Origin of the sequence: Sphingomonas sp. 7/4-4 (assembly GCF_027941955.1) — a bacterium.
Lineage (GTDB): Bacteria > Pseudomonadota > Alphaproteobacteria > Sphingomonadales > Sphingomonadaceae > Sphingomonas.
The window spans coordinates 1,252,848-1,272,904 of sequence record NZ_CP115960.1; the positions used below are offsets into that span (position 1 = coordinate 1,252,848).

The window sequence follows — 20,057 nt, forward strand, 5'->3', positions numbered from 1 at the left end:
CGAAAAAAGGCGGCCCGCCTCAGCGCGCCGCGCAGCGCCTCATTCGAGCCGACGCTCGAAGGGCAGATAGGTTGTGGGAAGCGGCGCGCTTTCGCTTTGCGGCCATGCGATGTCCCGCGTCTCGATGCGCCGCGGCGCCGGAACGGCAGGGATCGTCTGCTGCGAGCGGTTCACCGCCGCCTCTGCCGCCTGCGCCGCCTGGACCAATGCCACGCCCTGCACCTGACGCACGACGCGATCGCCCGAACCGTTGCCGGTCAGGCTCGCGAGCAGCGCAGTGAGGAGAAGCAGCAGGTTCAATTCGGCTCTCTCAGCAAGAGGCAGCGACATAGTGTGCCGGGTGCCGTTCGTCTAATCAAAATGCTCCGCTCGCTCGACGTTCGCGCTGCGGGGGTTCCGATCGCGCCGCGGACTCGTTTGGTTGACTCGTTGACTCGATAACGTGTTTCCGGGGCGGAAGCGGCGGGTTCGCGACAGGTTCACGCCGGCGAAGCGACAGTGAAGCGTCACCGACGCGCCAGGCACGCGACACCGAGGCGACACGTACGCGGCACCCAAGCGGCACCCACGCCTCCGGTTCGCGCCGACCACGCGCCAACTTGGCGACACGAACGCGACACCTGCGCGACATCCGCGCAACACCGTGTGATGAAAGGAGAGTCCGCCGTTCGCTCATTAGGGAACGAAAGCAGATCAAATCCTACCTTGCCAGTTCTTCGTAAATTGACGAGCAGCGGATGCCAAAGTCCAGACAGCGCCGTGAGGAGAAGCAGCAGACTCAATGCGACTCTCTACAGGGCAGAAGGTTGCGACATAGTGCGCCGCTCGCCGCCGATCGCCCGAGATGTTCGGTTCCCCTACTTCGCCCGCGCCTGCTCGAACGTCACCAAGGCCATACGGGTGTCGAATACAGGTCCCCCTTTGATGCCTTCTGTCGGCGCCGGTGCCTGCAACATCACTTGCTCACACGCCGCCTTGTCGATGGCGACATTACCGCTGGTCGCTTCCACCCGGCACGAATCCGGCTTGCCCGACTTCGTGAAATGCACCCGCGCCAACGCCGGTTTGACATATCCCGCCGGCAGCTTGGCCACCTCAACGACGAGGTCGATCCCCGGAACATCCTGCGGGTTCGGATTGTTCGGCATTTCCCACCCGAACTTGCTCGAAAAAGTGGCGCGGATCGGGTTTCCTGCCGCGTCACGAGCCGGGCTGAACCTGGCACGCGCCAGGAGAAGAGCGCAACTATACTGATCCAGCTCCGCAAATCCCGAAGTCCAGGTGATGTGGCAGCTATCCGGTTTCCCCGTCGTATCGATCGTCAGGGTGAAATGTACTTTGCCAGATTTGCGCTTCGCGACTGCTTTGGGCGGGTAATCAGCGCTCGTCACCCAACTGCCCGGTGCGCTCTTTAGCCGCAACGGAGTCGCCAGCGCGCCCTTCGGCACCTCGGCGGCTTGCAGAAACCCTATCGCCGCCAATAGCATCCACCCCATTTGTCACTCTCCATTGCTCTCCCATGATGGCCTCGCATTGCGTGGCGAAGCAAGCACTGTATGGCTGGTTTTATGGAACGCTCTCCCCTCGCACTCCCCTTCCCTGATCTTCCCGCCATCGCCGGCGTCACAACGCGCATCGCCCGCGCGCGATACAAGACGTGGGATCGCTGCGATCTGACCTTCGTCACGCTCGACGAAGGGACCAATGTCGCCGGGGTGCTCACCCGGAGCCGTTGTCCCTCGCCCGAGGTTGAATGGTGCCGCAAGGCGCTGGTGCTGGGACAGGCGCGCGCGCTGGTGGTGAATGCCGGCAACTCGAACGCCTTCACCGGCGATCGCGGCCGTGCCGCGGTGGAGAACCTCGCCGCGCGCACCGCGCAGCATCTCGGCTGCGATCCTTCCGACGTGTTCCTCGCCTCGACCGGAGTGATCGGCGTGCCCTTGCCGATCGACAAGAGCGAGGCCGGCCTCGCTGCCGCCTTCACTGCCGAGCCGTGCAGTTGGGAGGCCGCCGCCGAGACGATCATGACCACCGACACCTTCGCCAAGGCGGCAGTGACGACTGCGGTGGTCGACGGGCGTACGGTAAACTTGGTCGGCATCATCAAGGGTTCGGGGATGATCGCACCCGACATGGCGACGATGCTCGGCTTCGTCTTCACCGACGCCGCAGTTGCGCCCGAGTTTCTGCAACATGCGCTAAATAGCGCGAATACCAAAACTTTCTCCTGCATCACCGTCGACGGCGACACTTCGACCAGCGACACGATCCTCGCTTTCGCCACCGGCAAGGCCGGCAATGCGCCCCTCGCGGGCCAGGATTCCCCGGCGCCGATGCCTTCCGTGCCGCGCTTGCCGATCTCTGCCACCAACTCGCCTTGCTCGTCGTCCGCGACGGTGAAGGCGCGCAGAAATTGATCGAGATCACCGTGGAGGGTGCCGAGTCCGATCGCAGCGCCCACCGCATCGCCATGTCGATCGCCAATTCGCCGCTGGTGAAGACGGCGATCGCCGGCGAGGATGCCAATTGGGGTCGCGTGGTCATGGCGGTCGGCAAGGCTGGCGAACCCGCCGAGCGCGACCGGCTCGCGATCCGCTTCGGCACCACACAAGTCGCGCGCGACGGGCTGGCGGTCGCGGGATATGACGAGGCCCCGGTCGCCGCGCACCTCAAGGGCCGCGAGATCGAGATCGGCGTCGATCTCGGCCTTGGCGAAGGCCACGCCACGGTGTGGACCTGCGATCTGACGCATGGCTATATCTCGATCAACGCCGATTATCGGAGCTGAGTGCTTGCCTTTCGGCGCGCGCCTGTCATGCAGCACGCGCCGCCATATCGGGCGGCTGACAACAGGAGGCTGATATGGCACGCAAAACCCACCGCGATGACCTCCCCTGCTTTCGAGGTCACGAGTAAGCGCCGCAAGGGCTATCCCTCCGAAACGCATGTGAAGCGCGGGCTGCGCTTCGTCCACGGCGATGTCGAGCTGGTCGAAAAGCTCGGACGCAATGATCCCTGCCCCTGCGGATCCGGAAAGAGCTTTCAAGCGCTGTTGCCTGCATTCGGGACGGTTTCGACGGGGCCGAGCGGCATGATTACTGGCGAGACTAGATGATGAGCCCGGTCCGGCCACCGTGCCGGACCGGGCTGAAACGCACGCGAAGGGGATGGCGATGGAAGGCGGGTGTCTTTGCGGCGCGGTGCGGTATCGACTGGCGTCGGAGCCGTATGACGGCGGCTGGTGCCACTGCCGCACCTGCCAGCTCAACTCCGGCAGCCCGGCCATGGCATTCGCCACCGTGCCGGTCGACGACTTCGTCTTCACGCAAGGAGCCGAACTGGTCGGCAAGGTCGCATCGAGCGATTTCGGGCATCGCCGCTTCTGCACCCGGTGCGGCACGCCCTTTCTGATGCAGGTCGATCACCAGCCCGAGACCGTCGACTTCAGCATCGCAACGCTCGACACCCCGGACGCAGTGATCCCGGGCTTCCACATCTTCTATGCCAGCCGCATCGACTGGGCGGAGGCAGGCGACGACCTCCCCGCCACGACCGTTTCCGGCCGGATACGCGGGGGCTCTAACACTCAGATCTCCCCGTCAATGTCAGCGTCAGCACCCGCTTGTTGTTGGTCGTGAAGAGCCCGGAATTGCTCGCATTCCATACGACCTTGTCGAACAGATTGGTCACCCGCGCGCGCACCGTCACCGGCTTGCCGTCGATCTCGAAGCGGTGGCGCAGCCCGGCCTGGAAGGTAGCGTAGCTCGGCAGCACCGCGCTGTTGGCGCGATTGGCATAGCGTTCGCCGCGGAAAGTGACACCGCCATCGAGCGTCAGCCCCTCGATCCCCGGTACCCGCCAAGTCAGATTGGCGAGTGCGATCTTGTCCGGACGGCCGATCGGGTGTGCGCCGATCGCACCGCTGTCGACCAGTTCGCCGCTGATCTCCGCGTCGAGATACGTCGCGCCCAGCACCGCGCTCAGCCGATCGGTGATCGGCCCCGCCAGCGAAAGCTCGACGCCGCGATGCCGCACCTCGCCGACATAGCCATAGATGCCGTCGGCGGTGAGGCCCGGGAGCGGCTTGGAAATGTCGAACAGCCCCGCGATCAGCGAAGGCCCGCCCGGGATCACATATTTGACCCCCAGCTCGGCTTGGCGCGAGATCGCTGCGGGCAGCACCTCGCCGCGGTTGACGGCATTGCCGGGGGCGACGCCCGCTTCCTCGAGCCCGCGGGCATAGCTGGCGAACGCAGTCAGCTGCGAAGTGATTCCGCCGGTAAGCGAGCCGCTGTAGAGCCACGGCCGCGATGTCTCGCGCCGCTCGGTGCCGTCGAGCGCGCGCACCGTCTTGGTATATTCGGCGCGCTGGACGTCGGCGCGCAGTTCGGCGGCGCTGCCGATCGACAGACGATAGCCGATCCCGCCCGCATATTGGCGCACCGTGTCGCGCTTGCGGCGGGGATCGATTTCGAAATCGGGACGCGGTATCGCCACCGGCGCATCGACATCGGGATAGAGGACGGTCGGCAGCGCCGTGCCGGGGCTGGTCCGCGCCCGGCTGTCGCGCAGCCGCGCCATCGCGATCAGGCGGTGGTTCAGCGCGCCTGTGGTGAAACTCTTCGCCGCAGTGACTTCGCCCGAGATCGACTGGAAGCGCTCGTCGCCGAACGCCTGCGAGATCGCTTCGGCCGGCCCGCCATCCGCCGGGAAGAGGATCAGGTTGAAGTAGGTCCGCTGATCGTCGACTCGCGACAGGAAGCCCGATGCACCGAACCGCCAGCCGCTTCCTGCCTCGACATCGGCGATCAGCCCCGCCTGCGTCGACTCGGTGCGCTGCTCCATCCAAGGCTGCGAGCGTTCGGGCCCCAGCACGATTCTCGGAGGCGGCATATCGTCCTCCGTGGCGAACACCGTATCGCCGCCGCGCTCATACCAGGTCCGGCCGTAGATCGCGGTGAGCTTCACGCCCGGCAGCGGCGACCAGTGCGGGACGATCCCTGCCGCGAAGAAATCGCCGCCGGTGCCGTCGGTATAATCCTGCAGGAAATTGAGCCTGACGTTTCCGACGATCCCGAAGCGATCGTCCTGCGTCGCGGTGGAGAAGCGCGCATCGAATACGGGGCCCCCGCCGCCCAGCCAGCCCGCTTCGATCCGAGCCTGCTTGCCCGGCGCGGCCTCGTGCAGATCATATTGCACCACGCCTGACGGTGCCGCGAAATCGGTGCGCAGGCCGTTTGCGCCGACCCGGATCGCGGCCCCATCGATCAGCGTCAGCGACAGCCCAGTCGCGCGGACGAAATAATGGTCCTCGATCCGGTAATTGCCGGCGCTCTGCAGATCGAAGCCGCGCACCTCGGCTTCGCTGTACAGGCCGACATCCTCGAGCCCGACGCGGCGCCCGAACGCATCGTCGGCGGCGCGGACGACGTCGCTTCCCTGCGGCGCCGGAACCTGCTGGGCAAAGGCCTGGGGAGCGGCAAGCAAAGACAGACAACAGAGTGAAATACGCATCGTCTACAGTCCTTTTCGTTTGCCCCACGGCCGACCGGATGCCGCCTGTTGCGGGCTCTCCGGGAGCGAATTGGGACGAACGTCACACAGGCGTGACGAACGGATGTTCGCGCGCGCGCATGCACGCGCTATCGTGTGGGCATGGCGACGAGGCCCCGTGAGTCGATTTCTGACCTTCGTATCCCCGGCAGCGGCGCCGCCTTGCTGGCCGGTCTGGCGTTCCTGCTCGGCTATGGCGCGCGCGCCGGCGAAAGCGCGCCTGCCCCGCGCCCGGGCATGCACAATTCCGAGGGCGATCTCACGGTCACGCTGATCTGGGGCTCGTTGATCGCTCTGGGATGGATGTTTCGCGACCGGATCCGCGAGATGATGCTGGGGCCGCAGCGCTCGCGCCTGTTGCTGGTCGCGCTCGCCTTCGTGCCCGTGGCGATCGTCGATGCGCTTTCGACCCAGATTCTCGGCACCCCGGTCGATCAGGGCTGCGGGCTTCCGCCCGGCCCGGATTTCTCCGGGTTCCTGCCGCGCGTGGCGATGCTCGGCACTACGATGCTGCTGGTGCTGCTGACCTGGGAGCAACATCTCGCCCGTCTGGCGCGTGCACCGCGATTCGAGCCAAGCTTCGCTTCGCCTCCGCCCGCCGCTCCCGGCGAGTGGCTCGATTTCCCAGAATCGCCTTTGCTCCGCGTCCGCGCCGATGATGTCGTGCTGATCCGCTCGGCGGGCAATTACAGCGAGATCGTCGCGCATGGCCGCGCGCATCTCGTCCGCGCGACGCTCAGCGAATTATCCGATCGGCTTGCGCCGCAAGGCTTTGTCCGCGTCCACCGCCAGACGGTGATCAACGCGCGCAACGTCCGTCAGGTCTGCCGCGACGGCGCCGGCCGAGCGCTGATCCATCTCGCCTGCGGCAACACGGTGCCCGTCGGCCGCCGCTATATGGACGCAATCGACGCGCTGACGCGCAGGATCTAGGCGGCCAGAGCCGACAGATCGGCGCGCGTGTTGATGTTGACCAGCGCGAGCCGCGCATCGGGCACGCGGATCGCGCCGGTATGCGCGATCCAGCCGCCGATCGCGCGATGCCCCCGCTCCAGATGCGCATCGAGCGCCGACCCGAGCCGCGTCGGCCAGAAGCCGATCGCATGCTGCGACAACAGCACCCGCGCCTCGCTTCCCTCGAGCATGGCCCGCAGGTTGCCCGGCAAAGGATGGACATCGACAGGCACGCACAGCACGGCATCGAACCCGGGGTAATGCAACGCCGCGTTGAGCCCGCCCAGCGGCCCCGCATCGGCACCAGGCCGATCCGGTAGCGAAGCAAGTCCCGACCACTCCCGCCCGCAAACGACCAGATCGTCCACTTGCCCGCGCAGCGCCTCGACGCAATGCGCGATCAGGCAGCGCCCTTCGTGCACCGCCAATACCTTGTCGCTGCCGAACCGCCGCGACTTGCCGCCGGCGAGGATCGCGCCGAGCACCCGCATCAGCGGTGCGCCTGTGCCGCGATCTGCGCGATCTCGGCCGCGTCGTTCTGGCGGACCGCTTCGCCGACGAGGATCAGGGTCGGCTTGTTTTCGGCCACCGTCTGCACCGCCAGCGGCAGCAGATCGAGCCGAGTGCGCAGGCAACGTTCGGTGGCCAGACTGACGTCGCAGGCGATCAGCACCGGCGTCTTCGGATCGAGCCCGTGCGCGATCAGGTTGCGGCTGATATCGTTCGCTGCCGATCGCCCCATGTAGAAGGCGGTGGTGCAGGCCGGATCGGCAAGCTGCGCCCAGTCGAGATCGAGCGGCTCGCCGGCGCGGGCATGCGCGGTGACGAACTGCACCCGCCGCGCAAGTCCACGCAGCGACAGCGAGATGCCCGCCGAGGCGGCCGCCGCGCTCGCCGCTGTTACGCCGGGGCAAATCCGCGCACGCACGCCGATTTCGGCCAGTGCCGCCATTTCCTCCATCGAACGCCCGAACATCGAGGGGTCGCCGCCCTTCAGCCGCACCACGCGCTCACCCGCCAGCGCCGCCTCGACGAGCAATGCGTCGATCGTGCCCTGATCCTTCGAGTGCCGTCCCGATCGCTTGCCCACCGGCACCTTGCGCACATGATCGGGGATCAGCGCCAGCACGCCCTCGCCCACCAGCGCATCGTAGAACACCACGCTCGCCGCGCGCAGCAGGCGCTCAGCCTTGCGCGTGAGCAGATCGGGATCGCCCGGCCCCGCGCCGACCAGCCAGACCTCGCCCAGCCCGATGCCATCCTCATGCATTGGCGACGCTCCTGTTCTGCTCGATCAACCGGCGGATCGCCGGGCGGCACGAGCCGCAATTGGTGCCGGCCGAAAGCGCCGCGCCGACAGCCTCGACGCTGGTCAGTTGCTGGCTGGCGACTGCACTGACGATCGTCTTCAGCCCAACGTCGAAGCACAGGCAGACGATCGGTCCGCGATCCTCGCGCGCGCCCGGCGGTGCGCCCGCCAGCACGGCCGGGCTCGCCGCCTCGCCGATCTGCGCGATCAGCCACTCGCGCGACGGCAACAGCCCCTCGCGCGTGACGAACAGCGCCGCGGCAAGCTTGCCGTCTTTCAGCACGGCCACGCGCCGCGACCCGCGCGCGCGATCGACTGCCTCGACACGCTCGCCCTTGGGCAGCAGCGCGTCGAGCTGCACCGGATCGCCCTGACCGGCGAGCTCGTACAGCACGCCTCCGGCGACCTGCACGCGCGTCGCCCACAGGCAATCGGGCTGCTTCACTTCGCCTGTCGCGAGCAGGAAGCCGCGCCATTCGATCGCCACCGGCGCGATCGTGGCCGGCGTGGACTTGAACCCGGGCTGCCCCGAATGCGGATCGACCAGCGGCCGCGGCAACAGCCCGGTGCGCCCGCCGGTCGATTGTTGATCGGTCCAGTGGATCGGCACGAACAATTCGCCGCGGCGCTGGCCGGTGCTGAGCGTGACACGGAACACGCTGTCGCCCTGCGGAGTCGACACGCGCGCCAGTCCGCGGTCGGCCAGGCCCAGCTCCACGGCATCGTCGGGATGCACCTCGACCAGCGGCTCGTCGCGGTGCCGGGCGAGCTTCGGGCTCAGCCCGGTGCGCGTCATCGTGTGCCAGTGATCGCGGTAGCGCCCGGTGTTGAGCGTCAGCGGCCATTTGGCGAGCGGATCCTGCAGCGTCATCTGCTGCACCGGCACCAGTCGTGCTTTTCCGTCCGGGGTCGGGAAACGTCCGTCGGCAAACGCATCGCCGCCCCAGCGGAACGGCGCGAGCGCTTCATAAGCGTGGTTGCCGATCGCCACTTGCTCGCGCAGCTCGAACAGTCTGGCGCCCTGGTTCTGATAGGCCGAGAGCCGGGCATGCTCGCGGAAGATCTCGGCGGGGCGATCATAGGGAAAGGCCGTGCGCCACCCCATCCGGCGCGCGACCTGCGTGACGATCCACCAATCAGGCCTCGCTTCGCCGGGCAGATCGAGCACGGCGCGCTGACGGCTGATCCGCCGCTCCGAATTGGTGACCGTGCCGTCCTTCTCGCCCCAGGCGGCGGCGGGCAGGCGGACATGCGCGAACTTGCTGGTGTCAGTATCGGTGACAACATCCGAGACGACGACGAAGGGGCATGCCGCCAGCGCCTCGCGCACGCGGCCGGCATCGGGCATCGAAACCGCCGGATTGGTCGCCATCACCCACAACGCCTTGATCCGCCCCTCGCCCACCGCGCGGAACAGGTCGACTGCCTTGAGGCCCGGCTTGCACGCCATATTGGGCGCAGCCCAGAAGCGCCCGACGCGCGCGACATCGTCCGGCACGAAACCCATATGCGCCGCGAGTGTCGAGGCAAGCCCGCCGACCTCGCGCCCGCCCATCGCATTGGGCTGGCCGGTGATCGAGAAGGGCGCCGCGCCGGGCTTGCCGATCCGTCCGGTGGCGAGATGCAGGTTGACGATGGCATTGACCTGATCGGTGCCGCGCAGCGACTGGTTCACGCCCTGGCTGAACAGAGTGACCGTGCGCGGATGCGCGGCGAACAATTCGAAGAAGCGCCTGAGGTCGGCAGGCGGCAAGTCACAGGCCTTCGCCACCGACCACAGGTCGCTCCTCTCCAACCTTGTCCCAGAAATCGTCGGGTACGCTGACGCTGCGGGACAGGTAGGTCTCGTCGATCAATCCGTTGGCACGGCAATGCGCGAGCAGGCCGTTCATCAGCGCGACGTCGCTGCCCGGCTTGATCGGCAGATGCAGATCGGCCTCGTCGGCAGTCTCGGTGCGCCGCGGATCGATCACCACCAACTTCGCGCCGGCGTCGCAACGCGCGCGGATACGCTGATAGACCACGGGATGGCACCAGGCGGTATTCGAACCGACCAGCACGAACAGATCGGCTGCGTCGAAATCGTCGTAGCTCGCCGGCACCACATCCTCGCCGAATGCGCGGGTGTGGCCGGCGACTGCGCTCGACATGCACAGCCGCGAATTGGTGTCGATGTTCGCCGAGCCGATGAACCCCTTCATCAGCTTGTTGGCGACGTAATAATCCTCGGTGAGCAACTGGCCCGAGACGTAGAATGCGACACTGTCGGGCCCGTGCTCGGCGATCGTCTGGCGGAAGCGCTTTGCCACCAGATCGAGTGCCTTGTCCCAGCTTGCCCGGCGATTGCCGATCACGGGAAAGAGCAGCCGGCCCTCCAACCCCACGGTCTCACCGAGATGCGTGCCCTTGGAACAGAGCCGGCCGTAATTGGCGGGATGCTCGGGATCGCCCTTGATCTCAACCGAGCGCGCGCCGGTGCGCGTTGCGAGAATGCCGCAGCCGACGCCGCAATAAGCGCAGGTGGTGCGGACAACACTCAAAAGCCCCTCCCCTTCAGGAGTATCGGGCCGGTCAGGCTCCCAGCCTGACCTAAATCGCGCGGGGCGCGATTTACCCGATACTGGGTTGGGGTGGGGGCTGTACTGGCGAGGGAAGGTCTCGGTGAGACACCTGCCCCACCCCCAACCCCTCCCCTGAAGGGGAGGGGCTTATATATCGCAATCCTCACGCCGCCGCCTTCATCGCACCCGCGCGGCAGATCAGCACCCGCCCGGCGTTGATCTTGACCGGAATCACCGGCGTGCACCCCTTGTCGCCGCCCTGCGCCTCGCCGGTCCGCAGTGCGATGTTCCAATTGTGCAGTGGGCAGGCGACGCTGTGGCCGTGGACGATGCCCTGGCTCAGCGGCCCGCCCTTGTGCGGGCAGCGATTGACCAGTGCGAAGACCTGATTGTCGCCGGTGCGGAACACAGCGATCTCCTCGCCTCCGTCCACGGGCACGGTGCGGCTGCCGCGCACCGGGATTTCGTTCAGCCAGCCGATGTCGAGCCATTCGCCGATCATGCGATTTCCTCCAGACGGGGTTTGAATGCGGCCATATGCGCGTGCTGCTCGCGCGCCTCGCCGGAGGCGCGTTCGGCCCAGGGATCGTCCTGGCTGAAGGTCTGTGAGTGCCAGAAGCGCGCCGCCATCGCATCGCGGGTTTCGGTGTCCTCGACGATGCGATCCTTGAGGTATTGCAACCCGACGCGCTCGATCCACGGCGCGGTGCGCTCGAGATAGCGTGCTTCCTCGCGGTAGAGCTGCACGAAGGCGGCGGCATAATGCATCGCCTCTTCCTCGGTCGCGACTTTCACCAGCAGGTCGGTCACGCGGACATGGATGCCGCCATTACCGCCGACATGAAGCTCGTAGCCGGAGTCGACGCAGACCACGCCGAAATCCTTGATCGTCGCCTCGGCGCAATTCCGCGGGCAGCCCGAGACCGCCATCTTGAACTTGTGCGGCATCCAGCTGCCCCAGAAGCCGCGCTCGAGCTTGACGCCCAGCCCGGTCGAATCCTGCGTGCCGAAGCGGCACCATTCGGAGCCGACACAGGTCTTCACGGTGCGCAGCGCCTTGCCATAAGCGTGGCCGGAGACCATTCCCGCGGCGTTGAGATCGGCCCAGACCGCCGGCAGGTCCTCCTTCTTGATCCCGAAGATGTCGAGCCGCTGGCCGCCGGTCACCTTGACCATCGGGGCGTTGTACTTCTCGACCACGTCGGCGATCGCGCGCAGCTCGGTGGGGTTGGTGAGCCCGCCCCACATCCGCGGGACGACGGAATAGGTGCCGTCCTTCTGGATGTTGGCGTGCATGCGCTCGTTCACGAAGCGGCTTTGCTGATCGTCGACATATTCGCCCGGCAATGCACAGAGCAGATAGTAATTGAGCGCGGGGCGGCACGAGGAACAGCCGTCTGGCGTCGACCAGTGCAGCATCTGCATCACTTCGGGGATCGAACGCATTCCCTGCGCGACGATCTCGCGGCGGACGTCGTCGTGGCCGAAGCTGGTGCATTTGCACATCGTCTTGGGGCCGGCCTGGACTTCGTCGCCCAGCGTCAGCGCGAGGAGGTTCTCGACCAGCCCGGTGCACGAGCCGCAGCTTGCCGAGGCCTTGCAGCCGGCGCGCACTGCGTCGAGGCTGCACGCGCCCTTCTCGATGCAGGCAACCACCTGGCCCTTGGAGACGCCGTTGCAGCCGCAGATCTCGGCATCGTCCGAGAGCGCCGCAACGGCCGCCTTAGGGTCCGCGGCGCCCCTCCCTGGGCGAAGGCCTGGCCGAAGATCAGCACGTCGCGGAGCTGGGAAACGTCCTCTTGGCGTTTGAGCAGGTCGAAATACCAGCTGCCGTCGCCGGTATCGCCGTAGAGCACCGCGCCGACGATGCGGTCGTCCTTGACGACCACGCGCTTGTAGACGCCGCGGCTGGCGTCGCGCAGCACGATGTCCTCGGCGCCGTCGCCGCCGGAGAAATCGCCCGCCGAGAAGACGTCGATCCCCGAGACCTTGAGCTTGGTCGAGGTGACCGAGCCCTTGTAGCCGCTATGCTTCTCGACCAGCCCGTCGGCGAGCGCGCGGCACATCTCCCAGAGCGGGGCGACGAGGCCATAGACCTGTCCGGCATGCTCGACGCACTCGCCGACCGCGAGGACGTTGGCGTCGCTGGTCACCATGTGATCGTCGACCTGGATGCCGCGGCCGACCGCGAGGCCGGCCTCGCGAGCCAGCGCGGTGTTCGGGCGGATGCCCACTGCCATCACCACGAGGCTGGCGGGGATCACCCGGCCGTCCTTCAGCTTGACGCCTTCGACGGCATCGGTGCCGAGGATTTCGGCAGTGTCCGCCCCGGTCAAGATCGTCTGCCCGCGCGCCTCGAGCGCCGACTTGAGCAGCCAGCCCGCCGCTTCGTCGAGCTGGCGCTCCATCAACGTCGGCATCAAATGGAGCACGGTGACCTTCATGCCGCGCAGGCTGAGCCCGTGCGCGGCCTCGAGCCCGAGCAGCCCGCCGCCGATCACCACTGCGGCGCCGCCCCCATTCGCCTTTCCAGCTTCCGCCGCGGCGAGCATCGCGTCGACGTCGCTCATGTCGCGGAAGCTGATCACGCCGGGCAGATCCTTGCCGGGCACCGGGATGATGAAGGGATCCGATCCGGTGGCGATCAGCAATTTGTCATAGCCGAGCGTGCGGCCGTTCCGCGAGGAGATCGTCTTGCCCATGCGATCGATCGCAGTCACGGGATCGCTCGCGATCAGCTCGATACCATTGTCGCGGTACCAGTCGAGCCCGTTGATCACGATCTCGTCAAAGGTCTTCTCGCCCGCGAGCACCGGCGAGAGCATGATCCGATTGTAGTTCACATGCGGCTCGGCGCCGAAGATCGTCACGCGGTAGCGGTTCGGATCGCGCGCCAGCAATTCCTCGACCGCGCGGCATCCCGCCATGCCGTTGCCGACCACCACGAGATGCTCGCGGCGCACGGGCACGCCGGGAGCCCCTTGCGCCGCCTCGCCGGTCCATTCTTCGCCAATCAGCTCCATGCTCAAGCTCCAGAACGCAAAAAACCGCCATGCGGGCCGCTGGAAAAATCCAGCGCCTGCATGGCGGCCTTGCCAATTCACCCTGACCGGCAGTTGCCGATCGATGCACCGCCGGTTCCCGACCCTGGGAGCGGCAGCTATGTCTCGTTCGGGCGTCCTTGCCCGATCGGCGCCATGATGCTGATCTCGCGCGGACTTGTTCAAGTGCGAATTTTGCATTGCAGCAAATGAGCCGGTGAACCGCGCTCCAAACCGTCACCCCGGCGAAAGCCGGGGCCCAGAGTTTCTGTGCCGTGTCGTTCGCGACTCTGGATCCCGGCTTTCGCCGGGATGACGAAGAAAGTTAAAGCGCCCAATCGAGCTGCAGCCACAGCTTCCTGGTGTCGGTAGCGAACAGGTCCGCATTGTAATCGGCGTAGCGCACCGAAACCGTCGTCTTGCCCAATTTGCCGCTGGCGAGCAGATCGAGCTCGTCGCCATAATGGCGCACCAGCCGGTCGCTTTCGAAGCGATGATAGACCGCCTGCAGCGACACGCCCTTGAACGGCCCCGCGGCCTTCCAGCCATAGCCGAGGCTGCCATAGAGATCGCGCACGCCGTCGGGCGGGGTGGACAGGAACCTGTTGGCCCAGCCCTCGAACTTGACATTGCTGCCTAGCGGAAACTGGAAGGAAGTCAGCGCCACGCCCTTGTCGGCGCCGAGCACTTCATAGCCGGCGCCCAGCTTGAACCCGGAAACCTCCAGCCCGGCATCGAGCAGATAATAGTCCGCGCGATAGTCGTTGGGATTGTGCCCATATTCGGACTGGGTCGCATAGCTCGCCTGGTACGAGAGCTTCGCCGCCGCCGACAGCTTCTGCGCTCCCGCCAGCCGCACGCCATAGCTCTGGCTCGACAGCCGATAGCCCTGCACCGCGGCCTCGTCCTGATCGATCAGATAGGCGAAGCCGGTGAGTGTCCCGACCGGCGTCGCGTACGACAAATTGGCGAAGACATTGTCGCCGCCGATCCCCGGTGGCCGCGCGCCATTGCCCTCGACGCCCCAGACCGTCCGCACGTCCCAGGCGTAGCTGACATCGGCCTTGAGGCCCTTGAGCGGGGTGAGTTCGACCCGCACCGCGTCGAAGGTCTGGCTATTCTGGCGGAAAGCGCCGTTCCCGACGAAGCGCTCATCGTCGAGTGCGATCCGCTGCCGCCCGGCAGTGACCGCGAACGCCTTGGTCTTGTACTGGATCTGGGCGCGGTAGAGCGCGATATTCTCCGGATCCGCCACCAGCGGCCGCGTCGCGGCGCCGTGGAGCCCGTCATAAAACTCGTCGATCACCGCCATCGTGCCCTGCGCCTCGACCAAAGCGGTCCACGGCCCGGTGGAGGCCTGCACGCCCGCGCGCACCCGCACCGTCAGCGCTTCGGCATCCTCGGCCAGCCCGTCCTGCTCGCCATGTTCGTAACGCACGCGCGCCTCGACCAGCGGCTTGATCTCCTGGGCGCACGCCGGCCCCGCAACGGCCAGACCGGCCGCCGTAAACAACGTGAATTTCATATCGGTCCCCTTCTGCGGGACGGAGGCTGAGCCCCGTCCCTCGCGTTCAGATACGCGCGCCGCTGGTCCAGGTCGAGCGCCAGTGCGCCTTGACCAGCAGCAGTCCGGCCAGTGCCACCAGCGCCAGCGCCGCGAAGATCAGGAACCCCGCCGAGAAGCTGCCGGTGAGCTGCTTGGCGAAACCCAGCGACGAGGCGAGATAGAAGCCGCCGATCCCGCCGGCCATGCCGACCAGCCCGGTCATCACGCCGATCTCGGCCTGGAAGCGCTGCGGCACGAGCTGGAACACCGATCCATTGCCGGTGCCGAGCGCGAGCATGGCAAGGACGAAGAGCGCCAGCGCGCTCGTCACGCTCTGGGCCATGCTGACCCCCGCCAGCGCCAGCGCCGCCACCACGAACACGCCCGACAGCGCCTTCACGCCACCGATCCGGTCTGCCAGCGCGCCGCCCAGCGGTCGCACCAGCGATCCGGCGAACACGCAGGCCGCAGTGCAATAGCCGGCAGTGATCGTGCTCAGCCCGAACCGATCGGTGAAGTAGATCGGCAGCGACGCCGCCAGACCGACGAACCCGCCGAAGGTGACGGCGTAGAAGCCCATCAGCCACCACGCATCGGGCAGCTTGAGCGGCTGGAAATAGGCCGTCAGATTCTTGGGCGCGGGCGCATTGGGCGCGTCCTTCGCCATGAACATGTATGCGACGAGGACGATCGCCAGCGGAATGCAGGCCAGTCCCAGCACCGAATTCCACCCGAAGAGCTTGGCGAGCGTCGGCGCGAACAAGGCGGCGAGCACGGTGCCCGAATTGCCCATGCCGGCAAGCCCCATCGCCTTGCCCTGGTGCTCGGGCGGATACCAGCGGCTGGCCAGCGGCAGCGCGACCGCGAAGCTCGCCCCGGCAAAGCCGAGGATCACACCAAGCGCCAACGTGCCGGCAAAGCTGTTCACGCCCATCACCCAGGCCGTGAACAACCCGACGATGACGATGACCTGGCTGATCGCCCCTGCCCTTTTGGGTCCGATCCGGTCGACCAGCAGCCCGTTGACGACGCGCAGCAGCGCGCCCGCCAGCGTCGGCGTGGCGACCATCAGCCCCTTTGCGCTGCGGTCAGCTGCAGCGTCTTGGCGATTTCGGGCGCGAGCGGCCCGAGCAGCACCCAGACCATGAACGCCAGATCGAAATAGAGGAACGCCGCGATCAATGTCGGCGTGTGCCCCGATTGCCAGAAGCTCGACTTCGCACGCGCCGGCGCCGGATCCACGTCCGCGCCGCCCCCGGCATAATCGAAACCTTCGCGCATCAGTTCTGCAATCTTCATCGCCCGAACTCCCCGGTGCCCTGCAGGCACGAAAAAGCCGCCTCCGGCTTCCCGCGCATGCAGGGACCGGACAGCGGCTTTGCTGATGATATGGAGGAAGACCGTCCCGGCGCTGGGTGGCCTTCCGTGGACGCGCTACATCGCGCGTTGGTTCATAGCTTCATCATTCAGAAACATTTCGCAAGTGCAAAAAACTTATCTGCGATTACCGCGCAAGTGCAGCAAGATATCCAGCGATATCGTCGGGATCGAACACCGCGCCATCGAAGAATCGGTCGGGGCCCAGGGTCAATGCGCCCCGATGGGCTCCCACCGGCAGCGGCGCGGTCAGCGCGCCTTCCACCTTCATGCTCGCGCCGGGCATCGGCAGCCCTGCCCCGCCCAATGCGCGGCGATAGATGTCGGGGCGGAACACGTCGGCGGCCTGGCGTTCGGTCGCCGCATCGGCCTTCACCATTCCCCAGCGCACGAGCTGCGAATAGATCCACAGCGCCTGGCTCCGCCACGGAAAACCCGAAGCCTCGCGGTGAAAGAGCAGGAAGTCCGGAATGTCGACCGGCGCGTCGCCGCAGCGCAGCACAAGTCGGCCGCTCAACCCCGCCATGATCCACTCCGCCGGCTGACCGACATGTTCGGGCCGTTCGAGCAAGTGCGCCAGTTCCTCGCGATTGGCCGGATCGTCGCACCACGCCGCCGCCTGCGATACCGCGACCAGCAAGCGATCGACGGTCTCGGCGTTCGCCTCCATCCAGTCGGTGCGCATCGCCAGCACCTTCTCGACGCCGCGCTTCCAGATATCGACTCCGGCGGCAACGATCTCGCCCAGCCCCTCGGCCACGGCGATGCTGTTCCACGGCTCGCCGGCGATGAACCCGTCGATCTCGCCCAGCCGCAACGCCTCGACCATGAACGAGGGCGGCAGCACCCGCAGATGAACGTCGCGATCGGGCTCGACCCCGGCATAACCGAGCCAATAGCGCAGCATCAGCGCGTGGCTGGAGAAGCGATGCACCACGCCGATCACCGGCTTGCGCCTGTAGAGCCCGATCGCATTGGCGAAGTCGTGCGCGACCGCTTCGGGATCGTGCACGCGCTTGGCCGGATCGGGATCGAGCGCCTGCGCGAATTCGCTAGCCATCACCAGCGCGTTGCCGTTGACGTTGAGCTTGAACGGCGCCGAAAGCGCCGCGGGATGCTGGCTGAGGCCGAGATTCACGGCGATGGCGAGCGGCGCGAGCATGTGCGCCGCCTGCACTTGGCCATAAACCAGCCGGTCGCGCAGCGTCGCCCAGGAGGTGGTGCGCACCAGGCTCAGGTCGATGCCCTGCGCCTCCGCAAAACCCTTCGCGCGGGCCGCGACCAGGGGTGCGCTGTCGGTGAGCGGGAGGAAGGCAATCGATAGCGGCGTCATGGCTGCCCCCGAGCAGGCTGTGGGCGGTGATCAGCGCCTCGGCCACGTCGGCGATACGCTTGTTCTGGTTCATCGCGGTCGAGCGCAGCAGTGCATAGGCGTCCGGCTCGGCGAGCCCGCGCGTCTGCATCAATATCGCCTTGGCGCGATCGATCGTCTTGCGATCGGCGAGCGCCGTCCGCGCTTCGTCGAGTTCGCTCTGCATCCGCGCAAAGGCATTGAAGCGCCGGATCGCGAGATCGAGGATCGGCTTCACCCGATCTTTCCGGAGCCCGTCGACGACATAGGCCGAAACTCCGGCATCGATCGCCGCGCCGATCATCGCATCGTCGGACTGATCGACGAACATCGCGATCGGCCGGGCCAGCGCACGGCTGACCGCGAGCATCTCCTCCAGCGTGTCGCGGCTCGGGCTGCCGAGATCCATCAGCACCACGTCGGGCGCCATCCGCTCGATCTTGGCGACGAACGCGCCTTGCGGCGGCACGACATGGATGTCGTCATAGCCCGCGTCCCGCAGCCCCTCTTCGAGCACGGTCGCGCGCAATCCGCTGTCGTCGACGATCACGATCCGCAAGGACGCACTTCCACCACAAGTCGCGGGTCTAATGGAGGCCCGCGATACGTCCGGTCAATCGTCGATCGAGCGCTTGTGAGTCTCGGGCAGCAGGAAAAGCCCCACGATCAGCGTCACGATCGCCGCGACCACCGGATACCAGAGGCCATAATAGATGTCCCCGGTCGCCGCGACCATCGCGAACGCCGTCGCCGGCAGGAAGCCGCCGAACCAGCCATTGCCGATATGATAAGGCAGCGACATCGACGTGTAGCGGATGCGGCTCGGGAAGAGTTCGACCAGCATCGCCGCGATCGGCCCGTAGACCATCGTCACCAGCAGGACGAGCGCAGTGAGCACCGCGACGACCATCGGCTTGTTGATCGCGGCGGGATCGGCCTTGGCGGGATAGCCGGCCTCCGCCAGGGCCGCCTTGGCGGCATCCTGGAAATCGGCGATACCGACGGCGGCGACGGCGCTCTCCTGCAGCGGGTCCTTGCGCGGATCATAGGCCGGCACACGCTGCGCGCCGATCTGGACCACTGCCGTCGTCCCCGCCGGGGCCTCGATATTGCGATAGCCGATGCCCTGCTTGGCGAGGAATGCCTTGGCGATGTCGCAGCTCGAGCGATCGAACTTGTTCCTGCCGATCGGATCGAACTGGAACGAGCATTCGGCGGCATCGGCGGTGACGATCACGGGCGCGTCACGCTGCGCATGCGCCAGCGCGGGGTTCGCGGCTTCGGTGAGCATGCCGAACAGCGGGAAATAACTTGCCGCGGCGATCGCGCACCCGGTGAGGATGATCGGCTTGCGCCCGATGCGGTCACTCAGCCAGCCGAAGAACACGAAGAACGGCGTGCCGATCGCCAGCGCGATCGCGATCAGGATGTTGGTCGTCCAGCCATCGACCTTGAGCGTCTTCTCAAGGAAGAACAAAGCGTAGAACTGGCCGGTATACCAGACCACCGCCTGCCCCACGACCGCGCCGAACAACGCGATCAGCACGAGGCGCAGGTTGCTCCAGCGGCCGAACGCCTCGGTCAGCGGCGCCTTGGATGTGGTGCCCTCGTCCTTCATCTTCTTGAACACCGGGCTCTCGTTGAGCTGGAGCCGGATCCACATCGAGACGCCGAGCAGCACGATCGAGATCAGGAACGGCACGCGCCAGCCCCAGTCGGCGAACGCCGCCTCGCCGATGATCCAGCGCGTGCCGATCACGATGAGCAGAGCTGCGAACAGGCCAAGGGTTGCCGTGGTCTGGATCCAGCTGGTGTAGAGCCCGCGCTTGTTGTTGGGGGCATGTTCGGCGACATAGGTCGCGGCGCCGCCATATTCGCCGCCGAGCGCGAGGCCCTGCGCCAATCGGAGCACGATCAGGATCACCGGCGCGGCGACGCCGATCGACGCGTAGCTGGGCAGAAGGCCGACGGTGAAGGTCGACAGGCCCATGATCGCCATGGTGACGAGGAAGGTGTTCTTCCGGCCGACGAGATCGCCGATTCGGCCGAACACCAATGCGCCGAACGGCCGCACCGCGAAGCCCGCGGCGAAGGCGGCGAGCGCGAAGATGAATCCGGTGGTCTCGTTCACGCCCGAGAAGAACTTGGCCGAGATGATCGTCGCGAGCAGCCCGTAGAGGTAGAAATCATACCATTCGAAGACCGTGCCCAGCGACGATGCCGCGATCACCAGCTTCTCGTTCTGCGTCGCCTGGTGGTGGTCGGGCTGCCCCGCTGCTTCGGCCATGAATCGCTCCCCTTTGTTATCGCTCACCCAAACCACATGCAGGCGCGGCTGCAAACCCCTGGCGCTTCACAGCGCCGC

At 66.6% G+C, this 20,057-nt stretch carries 12 protein-coding genes and 6 pseudogenes; 5 read left to right on the forward strand and 13 right to left on the reverse strand.

Annotated features, from left to right (window positions below):
- Nucleotides 1-39: 39 nt before the first annotated feature.
- Nucleotides 40-300 (reverse strand): hypothetical protein, encoded by a 261-nt coding sequence (locus PIB19_RS06370; protein WP_271240125.1) that lies wholly within the window; start codon nucleotides 298-300, stop codon nucleotides 40-42.
- Between the two features lie 557 nt (nucleotides 301-857).
- Nucleotides 858-1,496 (reverse strand): TonB family protein, encoded by a 639-nt coding sequence (locus PIB19_RS06375; protein WP_271240126.1) that lies wholly within the window; start codon nucleotides 1,494-1,496, stop codon nucleotides 858-860.
- A gap of 72 nt (nucleotides 1,497-1,568) precedes the next feature.
- On the opposite strand from PIB19_RS06375, the pseudogene argJ reads away from it, so the two are divergent.
- From argJ to PIB19_RS06390, 3 genes and pseudogenes are all read left to right on the forward strand, one after another.
- Nucleotides 1,569-2,788 (forward strand): annotated as a pseudogene (gene argJ, locus PIB19_RS06380) (bifunctional glutamate N-acetyltransferase/amino-acid acetyltransferase ArgJ).
- Between the two features lie 204 nt (nucleotides 2,789-2,992).
- Nucleotides 2,993-3,095, forward strand: a pseudogene (locus PIB19_RS23525) (SEC-C metal-binding domain-containing protein); the annotation flags it as partial.
- 78 nt (nucleotides 3,096-3,173) lie between these two features.
- Complete coding sequence (locus tag PIB19_RS06390; RefSeq protein ID WP_271240128.1) at nucleotides 3,174-3,638, forward strand: GFA family protein; 465 nt, start codon at nucleotides 3,174-3,176, stop codon at nucleotides 3,636-3,638.
- On the opposite strand, the gene PIB19_RS06395 is transcribed toward PIB19_RS06390, so the two are convergent.
- Nucleotides 3,580-5,514 (reverse strand): TonB-dependent receptor, encoded by a 1,935-nt coding sequence (locus tag PIB19_RS06395; protein WP_271240129.1) that lies wholly within the window; start codon nucleotides 5,512-5,514, stop codon nucleotides 3,580-3,582. The two genes, PIB19_RS06390 and PIB19_RS06395, sit on opposite strands and share 59 nt — an antisense overlap.
- 141 nt (nucleotides 5,515-5,655) lie before the next feature.
- On the opposite strand from PIB19_RS06395, the gene PIB19_RS06400 reads away from it, so the two are divergent.
- Nucleotides 5,656-6,486 (forward strand): LytTR family DNA-binding domain-containing protein, encoded by an 831-nt coding sequence (locus tag PIB19_RS06400; RefSeq protein ID WP_271240130.1) that lies wholly within the window; start codon nucleotides 5,656-5,658, stop codon nucleotides 6,484-6,486.
- Here PIB19_RS06400 and mobA read toward each other — a convergent pair.
- The 5 genes and pseudogenes from mobA to nirB all read right to left on the reverse strand — a co-directional run bounded on the left by mobA (nucleotide 6,483) and on the right by nirB (nucleotide 13,400).
- Nucleotides 6,483-6,998, reverse strand: coding sequence for a molybdenum cofactor guanylyltransferase (mobA, locus tag PIB19_RS06405; RefSeq protein ID WP_271240131.1), 516 nt, complete (start codon nucleotides 6,996-6,998; stop codon nucleotides 6,483-6,485). The genes PIB19_RS06400 and mobA overlap by 4 nt on opposite strands.
- Complete coding sequence (gene cobA, locus PIB19_RS06410) at nucleotides 6,998-7,777, reverse strand: uroporphyrinogen-III C-methyltransferase (RefSeq protein ID WP_271240132.1); 780 nt, start codon at nucleotides 7,775-7,777, stop codon at nucleotides 6,998-7,000. Before cobA ends, mobA begins: the two co-directional genes overlap by 1 nt.
- Nucleotides 7,770-10,356: pseudogene (locus tag PIB19_RS06415) on the reverse strand (molybdopterin-dependent oxidoreductase). The gene cobA and the pseudogene PIB19_RS06415 overlap by 8 nt, the downstream one beginning before the upstream one ends.
- A gap of 184 nt (nucleotides 10,357-10,540) precedes the next feature.
- Nucleotides 10,541-10,879 carry a nitrite reductase small subunit NirD gene (nirD, locus tag PIB19_RS06420; RefSeq protein ID WP_271240133.1) on the reverse strand — a complete coding sequence of 113 codons (339 nt, stop codon included), beginning with the start codon at nucleotides 10,877-10,879 and terminating at the stop codon, nucleotides 10,541-10,543.
- Nucleotides 10,876-13,400 (reverse strand): annotated as a pseudogene (gene nirB, locus PIB19_RS06425) (nitrite reductase large subunit NirB). The gene nirD and the pseudogene nirB overlap by 4 nt, the downstream one beginning before the upstream one ends.
- On the opposite strand from nirB, the gene PIB19_RS06430 reads away from it, so the two are divergent.
- Entirely contained in the window at nucleotides 13,359-13,631 is a 273-nt protein-coding gene (locus PIB19_RS06430) for a hypothetical protein (RefSeq protein ID WP_271241077.1), read from the forward strand. The pseudogene nirB and the gene PIB19_RS06430 sit on opposite strands and share 42 nt — an antisense overlap.
- A 112-nt stretch (nucleotides 13,632-13,743) precedes the next feature.
- Here the strand turns inward: PIB19_RS06430 and PIB19_RS06435 are convergent, their stop codons facing one another.
- The 5 genes and pseudogenes from PIB19_RS06435 to PIB19_RS06455 form a co-directional block, all read right to left on the reverse strand.
- Nucleotides 13,744-14,943 (reverse strand): alginate export family protein, encoded by a 1,200-nt coding sequence (locus PIB19_RS06435; protein ID WP_271240134.1) that lies wholly within the window; start codon nucleotides 14,941-14,943, stop codon nucleotides 13,744-13,746.
- Between the two features lie 46 nt (nucleotides 14,944-14,989).
- Nucleotides 14,990-16,245, reverse strand: a pseudogene (locus PIB19_RS06440) (nitrate/nitrite transporter).
- Nucleotides 16,246-16,468: 223 nt separating this feature from the next.
- Nucleotides 16,469-17,674, reverse strand: coding sequence for a CmpA/NrtA family ABC transporter substrate-binding protein (locus PIB19_RS06445; RefSeq protein WP_271240135.1), 1,206 nt, complete (start codon nucleotides 17,672-17,674; stop codon nucleotides 16,469-16,471).
- Nucleotides 17,675-17,678: 4 nt separating this feature from the next.
- A pseudogene (locus PIB19_RS06450) lies at nucleotides 17,679-18,251 on the reverse strand (ANTAR domain-containing response regulator); the annotation flags it as partial.
- Nucleotides 18,252-18,305: 54 nt separating this feature from the next.
- Nucleotides 18,306-19,979, reverse strand: a complete 1,674-nt coding sequence (locus PIB19_RS06455; RefSeq protein WP_271240136.1) for an MFS transporter — start codon at nucleotides 19,977-19,979, stop codon at nucleotides 18,306-18,308.
- Nucleotides 19,980-20,057 lie beyond the last annotated feature (78 nt).